The 18,564-nt window shown below is 55.5% G+C and carries 14 protein-coding genes and 1 pseudogene; 5 read left to right on the forward strand and 10 right to left on the reverse strand.

Going from position 1 to position 18,564, the window contains the following annotated elements:
* The first annotated feature begins 41 nt into the window (after nt 1-41).
* On the forward strand, nt 42-1,883 hold the full coding sequence (locus AC1RT6_RS10785; RefSeq protein ID WP_472790435.1) for an acyltransferase family protein: 1,842 nt from the start codon (nt 42-44) through the stop codon (nt 1,881-1,883).
* 60 nt (nt 1,884-1,943) lie between these two features.
* Here the strand turns inward: AC1RT6_RS10785 and AC1RT6_RS10790 are convergent, their stop codons facing one another.
* A complete protein-coding gene (locus tag AC1RT6_RS10790) occupies nt 1,944-3,317 on the reverse strand; it encodes an O-antigen ligase family protein (RefSeq protein WP_493029489.1) in 1,374 nt (457 codons plus the stop codon).
* Nucleotides 3,318-3,993: 676 nt separating this feature from the next.
* On the opposite strand from AC1RT6_RS10790, the pseudogene AC1RT6_RS10795 reads away from it, so the two are divergent.
* Nucleotides 3,994-4,401: pseudogene (locus AC1RT6_RS10795) on the forward strand (glycosyltransferase); the annotation flags it as partial.
* 247 nt (nt 4,402-4,648) lie between these two features.
* Here the strand turns inward: AC1RT6_RS10795 and AC1RT6_RS10800 are convergent.
* The 6 genes from AC1RT6_RS10800 to AC1RT6_RS10825 are packed head-to-tail and all read right to left on the reverse strand — an operon-like array spanning nt 4,649 to nt 9,964.
* Nucleotides 4,649-5,395 carry a sugar transferase gene (locus tag AC1RT6_RS10800; RefSeq protein WP_472790439.1) on the reverse strand — a complete coding sequence of 249 codons (747 nt, stop codon included), beginning with the start codon at nt 5,393-5,395 and terminating at the stop codon, nt 4,649-4,651.
* A gap of 24 nt (nt 5,396-5,419) precedes the next feature.
* On the reverse strand, nt 5,420-6,337 hold the full coding sequence (locus tag AC1RT6_RS10805; RefSeq protein ID WP_472790441.1) for a transketolase family protein: 918 nt from the start codon (nt 6,335-6,337) through the stop codon (nt 5,420-5,422).
* A complete protein-coding gene (locus AC1RT6_RS10810) occupies nt 6,334-7,191 on the reverse strand; it encodes a transketolase (RefSeq protein WP_472790442.1) in 858 nt (285 codons plus the stop codon). Before AC1RT6_RS10810 ends, AC1RT6_RS10805 begins: the two co-directional genes overlap by 4 nt.
* 52 nt (nt 7,192-7,243) lie before the next feature.
* Nucleotides 7,244-8,005 (reverse strand): TylF/MycF/NovP-related O-methyltransferase, encoded by a 762-nt coding sequence (locus AC1RT6_RS10815; RefSeq protein WP_472790444.1) that lies wholly within the window; start codon nt 8,003-8,005, stop codon nt 7,244-7,246.
* Nucleotides 8,006-8,034: 29 nt separating this feature from the next.
* On the reverse strand, nt 8,035-9,150 hold the full coding sequence (locus tag AC1RT6_RS10820; RefSeq protein ID WP_472790445.1) for a DegT/DnrJ/EryC1/StrS family aminotransferase: 1,116 nt from the start codon (nt 9,148-9,150) through the stop codon (nt 8,035-8,037).
* Nucleotides 9,151-9,184: 34 nt separating this feature from the next.
* Nucleotides 9,185-9,964 carry a class I SAM-dependent methyltransferase gene (locus AC1RT6_RS10825; RefSeq protein WP_472790447.1) on the reverse strand — a complete coding sequence of 260 codons (780 nt, stop codon included), beginning with the start codon at nt 9,962-9,964 and terminating at the stop codon, nt 9,185-9,187.
* A gap of 226 nt (nt 9,965-10,190) precedes the next feature.
* Here AC1RT6_RS10825 and AC1RT6_RS10830 point away from each other — a divergent pair, with 226 nt between their 5' ends.
* Entirely contained in the window at nt 10,191-11,336 is a 1,146-nt protein-coding gene (locus AC1RT6_RS10830; RefSeq protein WP_472790449.1) for a hypothetical protein, read from the forward strand.
* Between the two features lie 320 nt (nt 11,337-11,656).
* The gene (locus tag AC1RT6_RS10835; RefSeq protein ID WP_472790451.1) at nt 11,657-13,072 is read left to right on the forward strand and encodes an O-antigen ligase family protein; all 1,416 of its coding nucleotides are present in this window, start codon (nt 11,657-11,659) and stop codon (nt 13,070-13,072) included.
* A 159-nt stretch (nt 13,073-13,231) separates the two neighbouring features.
* On the opposite strand, the gene AC1RT6_RS10840 is transcribed toward AC1RT6_RS10835, so the two are convergent.
* The 3 genes from AC1RT6_RS10840 to AC1RT6_RS10850 form a co-directional block, all read right to left on the reverse strand.
* On the reverse strand, nt 13,232-14,083 hold the full coding sequence (locus tag AC1RT6_RS10840; RefSeq protein ID WP_493029490.1) for a methyltransferase domain-containing protein: 852 nt from the start codon (nt 14,081-14,083) through the stop codon (nt 13,232-13,234).
* A 48-nt stretch (nt 14,084-14,131) separates the two neighbouring features.
* The gene (locus AC1RT6_RS10845; protein ID WP_472790455.1) at nt 14,132-15,388 is read right to left on the reverse strand and encodes a glycosyltransferase; all 1,257 of its coding nucleotides are present in this window, start codon (nt 15,386-15,388) and stop codon (nt 14,132-14,134) included.
* A 136-nt stretch (nt 15,389-15,524) separates the two neighbouring features.
* Nucleotides 15,525-17,411, reverse strand: coding sequence for a hypothetical protein (locus AC1RT6_RS10850; protein ID WP_472790457.1), 1,887 nt, complete (start codon nt 17,409-17,411; stop codon nt 15,525-15,527).
* Nucleotides 17,412-17,837: 426 nt separating this feature from the next.
* Between AC1RT6_RS10850 and AC1RT6_RS10855 the strand changes: the two genes are divergently transcribed.
* Entirely contained in the window at nt 17,838-18,509 is a 672-nt protein-coding gene (locus AC1RT6_RS10855; RefSeq protein ID WP_472790459.1) for a methyltransferase domain-containing protein, read from the forward strand.
* The last annotated feature ends 55 nt before the right edge of the window (nt 18,510-18,564 follow it).

Here is an 18,564-nt window from a genome sequence, read left to right on the forward strand (position 1 = left end):
GAACCTCACCATAGGCTTCAGTATGAGCATTGGATTGGTCCGTGGTTGGCTGTGCTGACGATTCGATCTGTGCTTTAAGCCAGATCATGCGAGTAGATATTCAAGCTCTCCGGGGCATAGCCGTCTCGATTGTGGTACTATTCCATGCCGAAATAGGCATCTCAGGCGGATACCTGGGAGTCGATGTGTTTTTTGTGATCTCTGGATATTTGATCACGGATCTAATTTGCAGGCAGCTTGACGCAAAGCAATTTTCTTTTGCCGAATTCTATTGGAGACGAGCTAAGCGCCTCCTCCCAGCGGCTTACGCGACTTTTGCCCTTACCACTCTGGCAATGGTCTATCTCGCAACCAGCACCGAACTCTTCTCATATCTTCAACAGCTGATCGGCGCCGTAACGTTCACGGCAAATTTCGTGCTGGCTGGGCAGATCAATTACTTCGACACGAATGCTGCCCTAAAACCACTTCTGCACATATGGTCTCTAGCTGTTGAAGAGCAGTATTATTTTCTCGCGCCGCTCATACTCTGGGGCACCCCAAAAAATCTGCGCGTCCGCGTTATTGCCGCGCTGTTGGTCATTAGCCTTATTCTTTGCTTCGCTTTCGCAAGAAGCAAACCAAGCTTCGCTTTCTTTATGCTCCCAACGAGATCATGGGAAATATCTATAGGGGCACTGGCAGCTTTAGTCTCGATCGTCCCCTCTAACATTCTTGTGCGCCGCGTTCTGAGCCATTCGTCGGTTCTCATTCTCACTCTTATCGCAGTTTGGAGCGTAGATAAAATTCACCCAAGGACAGACGCGCTGATTGTCTGCATCGCGACTGCGATTATGATCCAGACAAGGCCAGCTATCCTGAATAGTGGCCCGATCGCCTACGCCTTCTCTAAGCTAGGAAACATCTCGTATTCTCTCTATTTAGTGCACTGGCCGATCTTCTCGCTAGCTCATCAAGTGTATTTTGGACCACTTCCTTTCTCACTTCGCATTTCTTGCATCATCGCATCAATCTTGTTGGCTACGCTTCTCTACTTGTGCATCGAGCGCCCAATACACCGGTCCAACCTTCAGCCAAATTGGCCGATCATAAGTACGGCCGCTGCCGGGGTCGCGATTACGATTGCAATTTCGGCGTCGTACCTTGATCGAGGACAAACCAGTTGGGCCGTGCTTCGCAAGCCAAATGAAGGCTTCGGAAGACCATGCGACCAGAACGGAAAACCTTTTGCAATCCGACGCGAGTGTCAGGACTCAGAGGAGCCAAAAATCGCCGTTTGGGGGGATAGCTTCGCGATGCACCTAGTAGATGGCCTCGCCGCGCATGACCAAGGGTATGGCATTATTCAATTGACACGCAGCACTTGTGAGCCAACATTTGATTCATTGCCAGACGCTGATTGCTCTTCGTTTAACCAATCTGTGTTCGAATATCTCCGCAGAATAAGCAGCATCAAGTATGTCGTTTTATCGACTGCCTACGACCCGATAAAACTTGTGCAGACAGTTCAAAAACTTCGGACCACAGGTAAAAAGGTTATTTTTGTCGCTGCTCCGCCGTCAATAGGCGTAGATTTTTCGCGATGTGTTGAACGACTTAACACTGGTCTTCATACATTCAATCTCTCGGCTCAATGCAATTTCCGTTTAGATGCAGCAAACAACCACGGTTCGATGTTAGCGAGCGGAGCATTAAAACTCTCGTCATTGGTGGACGTCTCTGTGATCTGGCCAAGTGACGTTCTGTGCGAGGGGGGCATCTGCCGAACCAGTGACGGGCATTTCCCTTTGTACGCCGATTCCGATCATCTCTCTAAGTATGGATCAATCTATTTTGCAGAGAAAGCCAGGCTACTTGCAAACGCGATTGCGATGGCGAGATGATTTAGACCTCCAGACAATGAAATACGATCTAACTTTCTGTAGAGTTGCTGGCGGGCTAAACTAACCGCGCGGATCCAATACGGCGCTGCGCGGCGTCATGCAGATCAGCATGATGAAAAATGTACAGACCACCGCTGCCGGCTTCACAAAGAGAATGCTCTCCGTCAAATTGGCGATCAATAGATAGATTATCATCGCAAGCCCGATCGAAAAATACGCCGCCGACAGGCGCCTGGAGCCGGTATAGACGACGCTGGGGCGAGTGGCCCGGACCAAGATGACCGCGATCAGCGTGAGGTTCAACAACCCGCCGAGAATGCCGAAGCTGACAATATCCTGAATATAACCGTTGTGGAATTGAGTTAGCGGTTTGATCGACGGATTGACCGCGAAAATACTGATGAGCTGCGATACGTCCGGGCCCCAGCCGAACCAGGGCCTCTGAGCAATCAGATTGATTCCTAGCAGGTCGAGCTCGAGCCTTTCACTAACCGAGTTGCCGCCAAGAAGAAGCCCGACAATAGCGCTGCCGGACTTGTCCGATGCCGCGATCGTCATCATCCGACCTGCAACGGACGGCAGGTAATACATCGTGACCGCAGCCATGACGACGACCAGACCAACGGCAGCCAACGCCAGCTTTCCGGTCTTGTAGCCCCTTGAAATTCTTGTTCGTGCGAATGAAGCAAGGAATACCAGAAGCGCTGCGGTAGTCGCTATAAACGCAGTGCGGCTGGGCAGGACGATAAGCGCTACCTCCAGTGCAACGAAAATCATCGCTAGAAGAACTAGACCGATAACGAGCCTGCATGAGCGTGGACGTTCCGCAGAGATAATATGACAAAACAACGCGACCGTTCCAAGAAGGGAAAGGCCGCAGGTCAGCGCCGCATAATTGCGATTAAGCCTTCCAACGCTGCCCTGGCGGTTGAAGGCATCGAGAAACTCTTCGACCTGATACATTTTTGGCGCAGCGATATCGAATGGCCCATTGCGCACCAGAATGAGAAGGCCGCCGATGACGAGGCCGCCTAAAAACAGGGTCACGAGCGTGTCCCTATGCAGTCGCAGACGATCGCAGGCGGCGCTGAGCGGGATGGCTAGCAACGGCCCCAATGCGATGGGGAGGTGTTTCCCCAGACTCCCCAGGTGATGTCCTGGCAGTCCCGCTGAGGTCGCATAAATGGCGGACGCCGCGACGTAGACCATCCAGATAAATGCAAAGATTAGCGGCGCGCGCGCGTAGCTTGCCCGCCTGCGTGTCAGCAAAAACAGCGCCGCAGCGGCAAGTGCGCCGAGAAGGATTTCACAGACCGACGTCGCGTTGAACGAAGTGATCGCGATTGCCGGAATGCAGGCGATGGTGAGGTAGGCCTCATGAATAGAGCCTGTATCAGCCGAGTTGTGAGACAAGCTGGGCGCGCTATCAGACACGGAACTCTTTCATGGAAGCTCGCCAAATTCCAAGGATCGGCCGGATCGCGCTACACTCACAACATTCCAACTATCCGATATATGATGGCTTATGCGCTGGGAAGTGGGTACCCTGATGGCATTTGCGATGGGCAGCCGGCCGATTTGGAAGGAAGATGAAATCTTGAAACTGACGCTGGCCCTGTTTCAGCTCGATCGTCGCGGCGGCAAAGAACGCGACTGTTTGGCGATTGCGAGATCGCTGGCGGAACGAGGTCATGATGTGACGATCGTAACCACATCGCGACCTGCATCCGAAACCAGACCATACAGGATCGTCACTGTGCCGCGACGGGGACTGACAAATCATGCGTTAGCCCGCAACTTTGCCCGCAAAGCAATGAACTACTGTTCCGAGACGGGATCGGACGCGTGCCTGGCATTCGAACGGATCCCGGGCGCCGAGTTTTATTATGCGGCCGACAATCCAGCCGCCTTTAAGGTTCGCGGTGTTCGATCGCTGCTGCCGCGTGGTCGAATCAGGCTGGCGCTCGAGCGCGGCGTTTTCGAGCAATCGCCATGCCCGTTCTTTTTTTTTCTCACCGAACAGCAGCGCTCCCAGTTTGGCGCCCTTTATCGCTTCGACACATCACGCAGTGTGGTTTTGCCGCTCATTCTTCACGACGATCGCTACGACATGGCCGCAGCCGGCAGCGACCCGACTCGCATACGCCAGCAACTCAAATTGCCAGCCACGAGCCCGGTAGCGATTTCGATTGCGGTCAGCTCCGCCCTCGACAATAAAGGCGTGGATCGCTCCCTTGCAGCCCTTGCGCATCTGCCGGATTTATACCTGGTCGCCGTCGGATCGGATGACCGCCGCTTAAAACGCCGGGTCAAGGCATTGGGACTCGAGCGACGCGTGCGTATCGTTCCCCACGCGTCGAATATCATCGAGCTGATTGCAGCGGCTGACGTTCTTGTCCATCCCGCACGTTCTGAGGCGGCAGGTCAGGTAATCGGTGAAGCGCTGTTGGCGGCAACGCCCGCGATAATCTCAAGCGTATGCGGCTACGCGCCTTGCGTCGAGCGTTCCGGTGCCGGCGTCGTTCTGGAAGAGCCGTTTCGCCAGGACGCGTTTGAGCAAGCCATCTCTGGCACCCTCGCGCGGCTGCCTGTCGCTCGTGCGGCGGCGGCGCGCGAATCGCAGCGTCTGCAGCATGAGCGTGGAAAGTGGCTCGCCGTTATTGGCGATGAAATCGAGCGACGAATCGGCAGCGGTAGCGCGGCAAGCTCGGCAGAACAATGCCGAAGGGCTTGAAGACCCCATTATTTCGATTTGTCTCGCACTCCTACGAGGCGTGGAGACTTTGAACAACATCAGCCATACCCGGCGGCGGAAATGCGGGAAGCGGCTTGTCCCGGCGCGCGACGTCAATCAGCTTCGGATCCGCGCTGCTTTTCACGAGAATTCGATGGACGCGGTCAAGCGCAGCGGGCTTGTTCACAAGCGCAATGATCGTCATAAAAACCAAGCGAATGTTAAGTAATATGCTGCGGTTCTCCACATAGAAAAGTCCCAAACGGCTTTTCCATGGGCGAATGATCTGCTCGTAAAGCAAGTCGGGGTCTGAAGACCCACGCAGGATTTCGCCTTCATCGGAGAACACGATCGAGGCGAGATCGGTGATCCCAGGCCGCACGGTCAGTAGCTTTTTCTCTTCCGAACTGTAATTAGCAACGGCTTGGAGAACGTTCGGACGTGGGCCGACGAGACTCATGTCTCCTTTCAGCACGTTCCAAAGCTGGGTGATTTCGTCGAGCTTGTAGCGGCGGATGAGATGCCCGACGCGCGTAATCCGCATGTCGGTATTCGATGTCGAAGCGACGCCGGTGCGATCAGCGTTCTTGACCATGGAACGCAGCTTGACCATCTCGAACGGCTGCTCACCACGTCCCGCACGCTTCGCGACGTAGAACGGCGAAAACCCGTCCTGCCACCAGACCGCCACCATCGCCGCAACGATGAGCGGCGAAAATACGATGAGCCCGATCAGCGCCAACATGACATCGAGCGCGCGAATAAAGAAGGAACGCATGATCCCCGGCGGCTGCAGCCGTCCCTAACCGATTAATTCACGGACGGCCGCACTGATTGCCGTTGCGCCGACCCCATAATAGTCACGCAGAAATTGCTGATTGCCGACGATCGCGGAATACACACCGGCCAAGCCGAGCCGCCTGAATTTCACGCCGATGCCGGTTTCCACGCAAACCTCGGCGACCGCCCCTCCGAGACCACCACTGACCTGGTTTTCCTCGACGGTGAGGATCGCCCTGGTGGTTGTCACGGCGTCGCGAATTTCGTCGACATCGACGGGCGTCAGAGTATGCATACTGACCACCCTCGCGGAAATGTTCTGCTTCGATAGCTCTTCTGCTGCCGTCAAGGCATCAGTGACAACGCCACCCGCGCCAATGATCGTTACGTCCCGGCCGTCGCGCAGCCGCCGCGCCTTCCCGATTTGGTAAGGAATGCCTAAGCCGGAAGTATCGATCGGAACCTGCTTCTCGATCCGAAGGTAGCCGACGCCCGGCGTGGTGACGAGGGCACGCACCGCGTGGCGGGTTTCGAACCGATCGCAAGGCACAACCATGGTCAGGCCGGGAAGCGCACGCATGATCGAGATATCCTCGGTCGCGTGATGCGACATGCCAAGATTGCCATAGGTGAAACCACCGCCGCTGCATACAACGTTGACATTAGCGCCATGATAACAGGCGTCATTCCGGATCTGCTCAAGACAACGCAGTGTCGAGAAATTGCCGATGGAATAAGCGAAAATCTTCCAACCATCCAGCGCAAGACCGGTGCTGATCCCGATCATGTTCTGCTCGGCAACCCCGACATTAAGAAATCGCTCTGGAAACCGCTCGACGTACTTGTTGAAAATACCAAAGCCGAGGTCGGCGGTCACGAGCATGACGCGCTCGTCCTCGTCGGCAAGCTCGATCAAGGTATCAACGAAACCGTCCCTCATGACTGTGGTCGCGCCTTCTCCAACTCCGCCACTGCGGCCGCATACTCGTCCCCCTGTGGGGTGCGATAGTGCCAAAGCACGGAATTTTCCATGAAACTCACGCCGCGTCCCTTGGTGGTGTGGGCGATGAGAAGACTTGGTTTTCCGGCCTCGAACGGCACGAGGGACAGGCGCCGCGCCAACGCCGCGTGATCGTGCCCGTCGATCTCCTCCACCGCCCAGTTGCAGGCCATGAGCTTGTCCCGCAGGGGCTCCAGCCGTAGGGTATCGTTGACTGAGCGCAAGCTCTGGAGCTTGTTGTAGTCGACGATCGCGATGAGATTATCGAGCCGGTGATGCGCGGCGAACAGGAACGCCTCCCAGTTCGAGCCCTCGTCGCATTCGCCGTCGCTCATCAGCACAAAGGCGCGATGCGACGACTTACGCTTCTTCGCGCTGAGCGCCATTCCAGTCGCAACCGACAGACCATGCCCCAGCGAACCTGTCGACAGTTCGATTCCCGGAATCCCCTTGTGAGAGATATGCCCCGACAATAGCGAACCATTGATGCAGTACTTCTTCAGCTCTTCGGTCGAGAAGAACTGCATTTCCGCCAGCGCGGCGTAGAGCGCGCAACCGGCATGCCCCTTGCTCAGAACAAAGCGGTCGCGTACCGGATCGGAGGGATTGAGCGGATCGACCGACAGAATGGAATCGTAGAGCACGGCAACGATATCCGCGATCGAGAAGATCGAGCCGATATGAGAAGTCTTGGCACGATTGACCATATCAACGGCGTGGCGGCGAATGCGCCATGCCAGCTGTGTCGCATTCTCCCAGCGATTGGCTGTTTCGGAAGTGATGGTATCCGTCATGATCCGATAGATGCCTTGTCTCTGGATCCCCCACTCCGCCAACGCGCGTCGTCTAGTCTATTATCGCGTAGGCGATGTACGGGTCGAAAGAAAATCGCTGCAACCGCAGCCTCTGGCGTTGGCAGAATTCGACCATGGCCAGCGTTTCGCCGGGCCACAGCGGATTGTCGAGCTCGTCGAATGCAATGATGGCGCCTTTTGGCATTCGGGGAACGAAATTCTCCAACGCAACCTTGGTGCCTTCATAGAGATCAAAATCGAGGAAAAGCAGCGACACCACGAGGTGCGGATGCTCGCTGACAAATTGCGGAATGGTCTTGGCGGCGTCGCCCTTGACCAGCTTGACCTTAGGAATGTGCCCGATAAAGCGCGTGGAGTCATGGACCGCGCTAAGCTGCATGATTTCGTCGTAGCTGTCGGCGGCCAGGTCGCCAGCTTTCACATGCTTGCTGGCATCCGCGACATCCTTCACATCGAGATCGGGAAAACCGCCGAATGTGTCGAAGCCGTAGATTCTGCGCGTCAGGTTAACAGGCTCCATGATGGCCGAGAGCTTGGCCCAGGTCATGATTCCGAAACCCTGATGCACGCCACATTCGACGATCGAACCCTTAACCTCGACGACCTGCTTGAAAATCTCGTAAAGCGCGAGGAAGCGAGTTAGATTCTGCCGCCGGACATATTTCGGAAAGTTTTCGATCTTTTTTTCCCAAGGCAGCATGTTGGCGTCGAACAGTGCCTTGTTGCGCGCAGCCTCCTGTTGCTCGGCCTCAGTGCGAAAGCCGCCGGCCACCGCGGGTCCCTTCTCACTCATGTCAAGCTCCCGAACAGGCAGGAATTGGCTCAGGCGTTTTCGCGCCGATAGAACCTGGCGATGGTATCGCCGATGTAGGCGACCGCCTCGTCATCCACTGACACATTCATCGGTAAAAGCAAATACCGCTGCGTCATACGTTCTGTGTAAGGCACGTCGCCGCCGAGTCCTAGCTTCTCGAACTGGTGAATGGTGTAGCCGCCCCATTGGATGATCGTGCCGATACCCCGGTCCTGAAGATGAGCCTTGAGCCCGTCGCGATCCTCCGCCTCGATCTCATAGTTCTGGAAAATATCAAAGTGATCCGGCTCTGAGTCGGGCGACGGCGGCAGCCTGAGTTCCGCAATGTCCTTGAGCCGCTCGTGATATTGCCGAGCGATCGACCGGCGCCGCGCAATCTCCTGATCGTAATAACGAAATTTGACGTTAAGAAGCGCGGCCTGGATGTTGTCGAGTCGCGAATTGTAGCCCCATGTTTCAACCTTGCCGGATTTGCCGCGACCGTGATCGCGCAGTGTCCGGGCGCTTTCGGCAATGAAGTCGTCATCCGTAATGATGGCTCCACCGTCACCGAAGCAACCGAGCGTCTTGGACGGATAAAATGAGAAGGCTCCTGCCACACCAAACCGACCGGCCTGTTTGCCGCGGAATTTCGCACCCAGTGCCTGACAACTGTCCTCGATGATCTTGAGGCCACGTTCCGCCGCAAGCGCGCAAATCGCATCCATGTTTGCGACGCGTCCGTTGAGCTGGACCGGCATGATAGCGCGAGTCCGGCTCGTGATCGACTTGGCGGCCGAAGCTACATCCATCAGATGATCCTCACCGCAATCGATAAGGACCGGCGTTGCACCCGCATGATGCACAGCGGCCGCGCTTGCCACAAAGGTATGCGACGGCACCATAACTTCATCGCCCGGTCCGATCCCAGCAGACCGTAGCCCGATCAACAGGGCCATCGTTCCATCCGCGACGCCGATCGCATGTCGCGCGCCAGTATAGCCCGCAAGCGTCGTCTCGAAGTCCTCGAGATCCTTCTGCATGATAAACGCGCCGCGCCCACTCGCACTCTGGAAAGCCTCAACGAATTCCGTCTGATAAAGACGAAACAGCGCTGGATAGTCGAAAAACGGTATCTTCTTCATTCATGATCCGTGCCGTAGCACGCTCCTGGACGATTCAAAGACGCTGGGCAGCGCAGTAGACGACCCTGTGCCGCCGGTCGGGAACACCGGCCGTGATCGGGTCCGGCGGTGCATAATCAATCATCCCCTCGCCGATCTCGATCGGCATGCGCACAAGAGAGCCGAACACGATCCGCTTCAGGAACTTCTTCCCGTTCATCGTCTTAGGCATCAGATTCATTGCAACGGCCGCTTTCTTCAGCGGCACCAGCGCGCGCTGCCAGAGTGGAGCTGCCTCATAGGTCCAGTAGCCGAAAAAGGTCGTGGTGAACCCGGCCGGATCGAACAACCGGCCTAGTTCCACAACGCCATGATAGGTTCGTGAATAAGGGCTCGGGTTGAAGTCAGGCATATCTTTGTTGGAATTCGTCACCAGAACGTGCCCGCCCGGACGAAGCACGCGGCGGCATTCCGCAACGAACGCGGTCGGCTCCGGCAGATAGTACAGCGCCTCGAAAATAATGACCACGTCGAGCGAACCGTCGGCGAAAGGCAGTGCCTGCGCATCGATGGTTTGCGTCGGCACGCGGTCGCCATAGTGAGCGCTGACACGTTCCACCAGTGCGGGATTGATGTCCCCCGCCTGGACAGAACGAGCGCGCTGCGCAAGATAACCCAACCCGAACCCGCTGCCGCAGGCGACCTCCAGCACGTCCTTTCCCTTGCAATAAGGCGCAGCCCAATAATAGCGATGACAAGCGCTTGCCACCTGCTGTCGCGTCACCTCGTCGCCAGCAAGTTCGGTGATCGTGGTGAAATCCGTAGCCGTTTGCATACAACTATCAAATCAACTGTATTTTCAGTGTATTACAGGCACGCGGAGCCCGCTCGTCGGCGTTTGCGCGTCTTAAAGCAAGCCCCCCCGATTTGCAACAAGCCCAATTTTGGCGATTTCAAATGCCTGCGGGCGTGATAGGCACGGCCTGTCGAGACCCCACATCGCGTCCACGAATCGGTATTTCGGCAACGCGAGGACCCGCGATGGAATCAGAACAGGCTCCATGACACCTCGCTCACTTGTTGGCTACCTGCATGGCGCCTTCTGGAAAGTCCTCGCGCTTCTGGCAAAGGCCGCCTTTGTCTTTCTGATCATTCCACGGCTCGCAGACGGCGTTTTCGGCGGATACAGCCTTGTCGCGACGGTGACCATGTTGGTCGCGATCATGCTGTCGCTCGGCGCCCTCGATGCGCTTCCGATCGTTGCGCGCGGCCGCAAGGCCGTCGAACAGAGTCTTGCCCCGCTCTTTCATCTTGTCCTGATCGTCGCGGGCCTTTGTCTTGCGGCCTATGCGATCGTAGGCGGCGTCGCCCCGATTGCCGCAGCCGTGGCGGCCGCCAACCTCAGCTATCTGATCCTGTCGGGCATCCTGCGTTCAAGTCGACCGCATTACTATGAACTGCTGACAAACCTGCCGACTCCCCTCTTCGTTGGACTTTGCGCGGTTCTCAGATCTCCCGATCTCGAGCGCCTGCTCTTGCTGTTCGCCATGGCGAACCTGGTAGTCGTGGTCGGCATCGGCGCATGGAGTGGCCTTCTGTCCTCAAGCAGCCGCAGGCAACGCACCTACTCGGCGGCGATCGCACGCCGCCTCTTGAAAACCGGCAATATCAAAAGCCTTTCCACGATCCTGCTCCTCGTCGACTTTCGGGCCCTGATCCTTGTGCCGGGCGTCCTGTTTGCGACCGTGCCTGCGGATACGCTCGCCATGGCCCTCACGCTGGCAGAGGCCGTTTGGCAACTCGGCATGGTCGTCGCGAACCGAAGCTATTCGCGCTATTGCGCCGGGATCGGAACTCTCGCGGATTCCGTCAGGACCGCGAGCGTGCTCCTTGCAGGCTTTGCCCTGTTAGGATGCGCTTTCATCTGGCTCCCGATACCCTTCACCATCCGCGGTTTTGACTGGCCACTGATCGGCTGGGCGCTGCTATTCTTCGCCGCCATGATCGCACTGCTGGAACTGCGTTATTTTTTCTGGTCGCGTGGCCAGTACGACTATCAGATCATTCTGGCGCAGGTCGGTATCGTCGCCGTTCAGGTCTTCGTCGTCGCGTTACTGCCCGAGCACGTTTGGCTACCGGCGTCAGCAATCATGTTGCTGACAGCAACCATTTCGTTGTTAGCAATCCTCTCCAGAAGACGGAAATGATCCAGCTGCCAGCGCACTCGCTCCAGGCACGGGCTAGTGTCGACGAACCCATTTCGCATAGCTTCTGCAGCGCTGCCCTCAAATGTTCCGCAGGATCTGCGCGGTCATATCGCTGCATCTGGACGCTTTTAGCGATCACGGAATGGAATGAATAACACCACATATGAAGCTCTCATTTCTTGACCGAGCTATCCGTTATGTGCAAGTGACCATGCCACCGATCCGACCAGTGAAACAGGACCTTGATGCCTTTCACAGCACGGCTTTCCCAATTGCAAATACTTGTCGTTCGACGAGACCTCCTGGGAACAGCCTTTTTTGTGACCGCTGCGATATCAGGAAAACTAGCGGCAACAAAACTTCTCGGCGACGTATTTCCGTCATGGCTTCTCGAGATAAGACTATGGGCAACGATTGCGGCAGCCGGCCTTCTCCTGCCGCTGGCTAGCTCGATACGCTGGAACCGTTGGAACGCGTACACCTTCGGCAGCATTTTCATCCTGGTTGCCTACCTCATTCTGCGCGCGCCGTTCGGTGCAACAGATCTCACCGCTCTGAAGGTCGTTGACCTGATCTATCTCGTTATTCTCTGCTTCCTCATGCTGATCGTTGCGTCCGATGCAGCCAGACTAGCAATCTGTGGCGCGACGATTCTAATCGCAAGCGGGGTTCTTTTTGTCCTTGCGCTTACGGGTGTTGCAACAAACCCTGGACTGAATGGCGTGGGATGGGCCGCGATCGGCGGTCCGTTGACGTTTTACCGGCTTGAGTTCCTGGGTTTCAGTTGCGCCTTGTGGGTGATCTTGCGCAATAAATACTATCCGGCCGTCGGAATTATTCTTCTTGGCATTTTCCTGTTTGCGACTCTGGCCTCTCTGTCAAAGTCTGCCTATGGGGCGACTATAATTGTCCTTCTGGTACTCGCCGCAGGACTGATCGCTCAGCGCAATTGGCGTCCCCTCGCAACGCTGATCATAATCTCCTTTCTTGTGTTCGCCGGTTGGCATACGTTCCTAGCGAGCAATTTTTACACACGAACCAATGCAGCCTTCTCTTCCCAGCAAACCGCTCCCACCGAAGAAGATTTCGCGAAAATAGAAAAGCGTTATCAGTTCTCCTCATCCTCGGACGAGGCTGGCGCAGATCAGATATCAGGCAGCACGGAAACTTGGGGAAAAGCCACATCCGATAATCGACGACTGAGCAAAAACAACTTTCTCGCGCCGGGATTCAGCTTCCTGACTGAATTTCGCTGGTGCGTCCTGGACAATCCAAAGGGAACAGAGCAGGCAACCGTAACTTGTCACAAAAAAACGATAATGGATAGAACCCAGCGCCTATTCTTTCTGTTCAAGGCGCTGGAGGCTCCCACTCTGTTCGGTCATGGAATCGCGAATTTTCGCGTACTTGCCCTTAATCCCGGCGAGGGCTACCGGCTCGAACAATACAACTATCCGCACAATGTCGTCGTCGAGCTGCTCTACAATGCCGGAATTATCGGTCTTGGTCTTCTTATCGTAGCGTTGGTATTTTCGGTCGCAGGTTTCTTTCGGTTTATCGGCCGCGAACCCGCGCTGCTTGCCCTGGGCGGGTTCGGAATTTTCATTTTTCTTTCCAGCCTGGCCGCCGGCGATTTTTATGACTTCCGATTATTCTGGTTCGTTGCATTGACATGGAGTACCTGCCCGAGCCTGCTCCAAGCAGTCGGCACGGCGCGCGCGCCGGCACCCAGCTAAACTACCCGTGATCTTCGGGACCAAAACTGGCTGCCATATATGCCGACTCTTGAAATCCCCGGCTGCGAATACTGCCTTGATGCGAGGGCGCAGCCGCCATTAAAGCGAAGAACGGCCGATCAACTGGGCCGCACGGGCTCCTGCTTCCTACTAGCTAGACTAGCGCATCGACAGTGTGGCGCGTTGAATCGCGATATCGCGGGGCGACATTCCTCTAAAATCCGAATGTAACGGAACTCGCGCGAGGCGAGTTTCCCAACCATCCGGAAGCTCTATGTATATCTCGTCTATTGTCAGACCAGCGGATGAAAAGGCCTCGCGATACGTTGGGTGTCTTGAACGACTCTGGTACTGGCGGGACGAATTGTAAGGACGCCAGCCAGCATCAGAATAGCGCAGAAAATTATATGGAGTAATGGAGCTATCAGCGTGAGAATAGTGGTCGGTATAGTCGATACTCATCACGCAAACACCGCGATCCCTCAAAAGATTCTTGCAGCATCTGGCGATTTCCGGCACCTCAGAAGCCGGGATATGCTCCATCGTATCTATCGTTGATATGACGTCGAACTTTCGGTGCAGATCCTGCAGTCTCATCGGGGCTTTATATTCGATCCCCATCTTGGCCAAGTCGTGTACCGGAGATCTGACAGCGCCGGCAGGCGGGTGCTTCTGATACCAGCGCACCATTCGCTCAACCTGATCCCGCTGCATAATCGGAACGATGTCGACGAGCGTCTGACGTTCAATGCCCATGCAATAATAGAAAATATTCGCGGCCAGATCATACCCGGCACCGAATTCTAGATAGCTGATATCCTCCAAAGGCTTTCCGCATTTTCTAAACTCATTCAGGTGCCGAAAGAAAACTGTTTGATATCGATTGTTGTCGCCAGACATATCCCGCTCGGCCGAGCCAGTCAGCCGACGTTGTATCAACCGATGCGCTCTATCTCCTCCGGGGAGGACATCGAACGCCAGGAACGCCATCGCCTTCAATTTCCAATACATGAGGCAATCATCTCAGAAAAAGAGTCCATTGTTGAGAACAATTCAGAATCAGGCTGCCGCGATGTGCTCCAGGTGCTCGCAAAAGCTATCGTATATCTGGTCCGGATCGAACAGTTCATGATAGACTTGAATCGCATCTCTGCGCCTGCAATCAAGGTTCGGACGATCAGCGGTGATGCGTCGTAGACAATCGGCGGCGGAGCGCACGTCGCCCTCTTCATAGAAATATCCCAAACCACGCGGTTCCAGGAGCGAGCGAACCAACCCCGTTAGACCGGTCATGATCGGCAGTCCGGCGCCGAGGCACTCTCCGATTTTGTTGGGGTAATGATTGACAAAGTCAGGCGTCGAACGGTACGGGAACGTTCCGTAATGGCACCGGCGTAAAAGAACATGAATCTCGGCGGCGTTTCGCCATCCGGCAAGGAAGACATGCTTCTGTCCTTGGGCAAGCTGCTTTAGCTCCTCCTGCTGGTCTCCCTTGCCGCAAATGATCAGTTTCGACTTGCTCTTTTCTTCTTCCGAAAGATGCATCGCGCCACCTACAAGGGTTTTGAGATCAAGGCGGCGGCTTAAAGCGCCCGCATAACATCCAATCGTATCCTGGCTGTCCGCCGAAACTCCTTGCGCATCCCAAAAACGTTCGGCGTTTAGAATGTCCGATCGTTCCGGACGGCTGGGGTTTATCGCGAGATGAAAGGCCTTGTCGAGCGGACCGCGCGGACGCCCGCCACGCTGGAGCGCCCAATCGACGTAGCCCTCTGTTACCCCCAGAATCGCGGTTGCGTTTTGCACGCTATAGCGAAGCGACCTGTTCCAATAGGCGACCGCGGGAATCGCGGCGATGCGGCTCAGACCCGAAGCATACTCTGCGATGATGTCAGGCCACATGTCCCTGAAATCGACGGCGACTGGAACGCTGTTCGAGCGGGCAAAACGAACGGCGGCTTCAGCCAGTTCAATCGGCGGATATCCGCACAAGATCAAATCCGGACGAGGCATCGTCGGTGCCAGTTGTTCAAAGGCACGTGCGTTCTGCACATGACTAACGATACGCCTTATCGATACATTCTTCGAATAGAGCCGGCCGTAGAGCAGCACCAGCTTGTAACCTTCAGGCTTGTCCGCGATCGTCGTCGTCGACGCGCGCTGTTCCTTTCTCTGATGGTTAACCGTGGAATTCCACCAAGTTACCTCATGGCCGCGGCGGGCCAGCCGCTCCGCCATGATACCCGTTCTCAGGAGACGCGGCTTGCCGGTGTCCGACGGAATTTCCTCGCCTGTATTGACCAGCCAGATTCTCATGCGAATTCACCTGCGGAGCATTGTAGACTAACAAAGAAACACACCAGAACGGGCATTCTCTTACCCAAACGACCGTTCCTCCACCTCGCCGTCGTTGGCGTTACGTACACGCAACGAATAAAATTTACCAAAATAACTATTTTGACTTAGGCTTCCAAAGAACATGGGTTTCGTTTTCGTATTCCGTCCGGCTTCGAACAATCTCTTCGTAATCGAGAGGAAAGTTCAAACCCACAGCCTTCATCACAGTGTCTGGAATCGGTCGGTGGCCCTCCGGTGCCGTTAGTACCCAGGCACGGCCAAGCTGATCGCGCGGGACCATATCAAGCGCCCTTCGTGTGAACTCTTCGCTGTTTGGATAGCCGCCCAACAGCCAAGCCGAACCGATCGGCAAGCCTTCCAAAAAGAAAATGGTCGAGGGTGCGGTTCCCGTCAAATCGATAATCGGCGTTGATCTGGCAAAACCCGACATGAGAGCCGCCTTTTCGATTTGGCGAAAATAACGGACCGAGGCCGGATCGAGACATATGGGAAGGCTTGAACGTCCGATCCAGGTGCACTCGTTCTGCGCCCACAAGGGATGCGTCAAGCGGTAGGGCTTCGATGCCGCTCCGACCAGCGCCACAAACGTTGCGCAGACAAATCCGACGCCGATCCATTCGACGATCCGACCGTGCGCAGTCGTAAGCAAAGCCATTGCCAGTAAAAAGACAACTGCCATCCAGAATACCGAAGCAAGTCCGCTCAACAGATCGATGGTGTTTCCGCTGCCAAACCCGAAGGCGATCGGAACCCAGCAAAGCAGCAGCGCCGTCCAACATGCCTTGGCTCTATCGTCGCTATCGAGAGATCGGCTGATCAAGGCCAGCAGCAAACTGGCCAGAATGACTATCGTCAGTACCGAGGAGAGACTCCACCAGACAAGCACCGATGCCGCAATGAGGACGAGAATGAACGCGAGATTGAGCTTCGATGCCCGAAAGATGGAGATAACAAGAAGCGCGATGACCGTGCTTAAGGGAACCAATCGTGCGACCGACCGACCACCGTCGTCGGCAACGATTTTCATTCCGATGCAGATGCTGACTGCCACAACAGCCAGCGCCGCAAGCCCATGGAGCCATGGACCGGTTCTATCCAGACGCCCCAGTTGAATAATCAGAAAAGCAATCGCCGCAGCGCCGAGAAAGAAAATCCAGTCGAAGTGCGAAAACGTATACCAGAACTGATCCCTGATCGAAGGCAAGAAAGGCGGCCTCAACAGGCTAATCAAGTCAAAACCCAGACGGTAGTGATCGACCAAACCTTGAAATGTCCCGCCAATCGCAAGCGCGATCACCGCACTGAAAATCAAAGTCAGAAACGTTGCCCAGATCAGCGAAACAAGGACCTCGCGCCGCTTATGGACAACCAGAAAAATCATGGCGAACAGCGCCATCGGGAAAGCGGTCGAAGGCCTCGCCATCCAGATTGCAATCGCACCCAAGCTGGTCAGCCCAGCACTCGATACCATCCGAAAGCCATACACGCGGTCATCGCCGCCAGCGCTAAACAGCAAGCCGGCGGTGAATAACAAACATCCCGCGAGATTCAGCAGATTGTATCCGGGAGAAGGCAGCCACCAGCTATAAAAGAAAAGGACCGTCGTGGACAGAGTCAGAACAGCCGACAACGGCAATTCCGGCTTCTCGGGAAGCCACCGATAGACATACGATCGAATGCTGCAGCCGAGTGCAAAGGCTGAACCGAGGAGAAGAGCACCGCCAGCCCACCGCCAGGCAACGATGTTGTCCGGAAAAATCAGCGCGAGAGGATGAAAGAAAAATCCGGTCGCGGTGAGGAAAAAGGAGTATTCCCAGGGATCCTTGATCCAGTTCAAGTAAAAGCCTTCGTCGGTCAGATCGAGACCGCGCGTACAAAATAAAACAAAGAGACCCACATTCAGGACGACCAGAAGGTAGCCTGCAGCACGCCAGAATTTCCAGACCAGCAACCCGTCTGTATCCTCTGGTTTCGCACTCACGCTATGCATCCCTGTCGCGACTGGCTCCGCCACGGCCGCCGACAGCAACCCGAGCTCTGATCAAAGTCCTAGGCCGGAATGGGTTGAATTGCAAAATGTTCCACTCCCGCACCATTCTATGGTATCCGGATCGAATTATCCCCAATCGCGTCAGCTAGGAAACGCGTCACAGCCGACGAAACAGTGGAATGGAACGTGTTGCGATTGACAGGCACGACAGATCGCCAACAGGAAACGCGTTTGGCGAAAGTGCGCGAGGCGCTCTGCTGTCCGGTATGCCGGGCTGATCTCACCGACACCCCATCCTCCCTTCGCTGCTCCACATGTTCGGCGGAATATCCTGTCAGGGGCGGAAAAATCTATTTCATCGAAGTTCCCGACGCGACGGACGAACTCGATATCGTCAAATATCGGCTAAAGAAGATCTTGGGAAAAGCCTACTACGCTTTGGGGATTACGGTCTTCGCACCGACGTTTCCGTTCAACTATCGCGCCGCCGTTTTGCGCTTCTCGGACCCGGAGAAACAACTTGTCATCGATATCGGAGCGGGCAACCACCGAATCGATCCGCAGATCGTTACGATAGACCTGTTCGATTATGCCGCAACCGACATCGTATGCGATTTGAGCAATCTGCCGTTCCGGGATGAATCCGTCGATGCTTTCATATCGCGGTCCGTTCTTGAGCACGTTCCCGGGTTGACGCAGATTTGCAAAAATCTCGCACGAGCGACGCGCGAAAACGGTTTGGCGGCGCACCTGATCCCGTTCATGTTTCCGTTTCACGCCTCCCCTCATGACTATCAGAGGCTGACACACGTCGGCGCGGCCACTCTCTTTCCGGGCTTTGAATTGCTGGAGCAACGTAACGCAACAGGTCCATTCACGTTACTGACTCTGCTGCTGACCGAAGTCCTGGCCGTGATTTTTTCATTGGGAAATGAGCGCCTCAAGGCATTTCTGTACCTGATTTTTTGTCTGGTCTTTTTTCCGATCAAGTTTCTTGATTTTCCGTTTATCGGGCGCCGCTCCATGCTCGGGATTGCACCAAGCATCTTTACGGTGACACGCAAGACAAGAAATCTAGAAGCTGTATGACCGCCATCTCCGGAGAGATCGGACACTCGCATCAAGGGTACGGAAAAGTGAACGA

The organism is Nitrobacter sp. MLSD-S21, assembly GCF_058809865.1.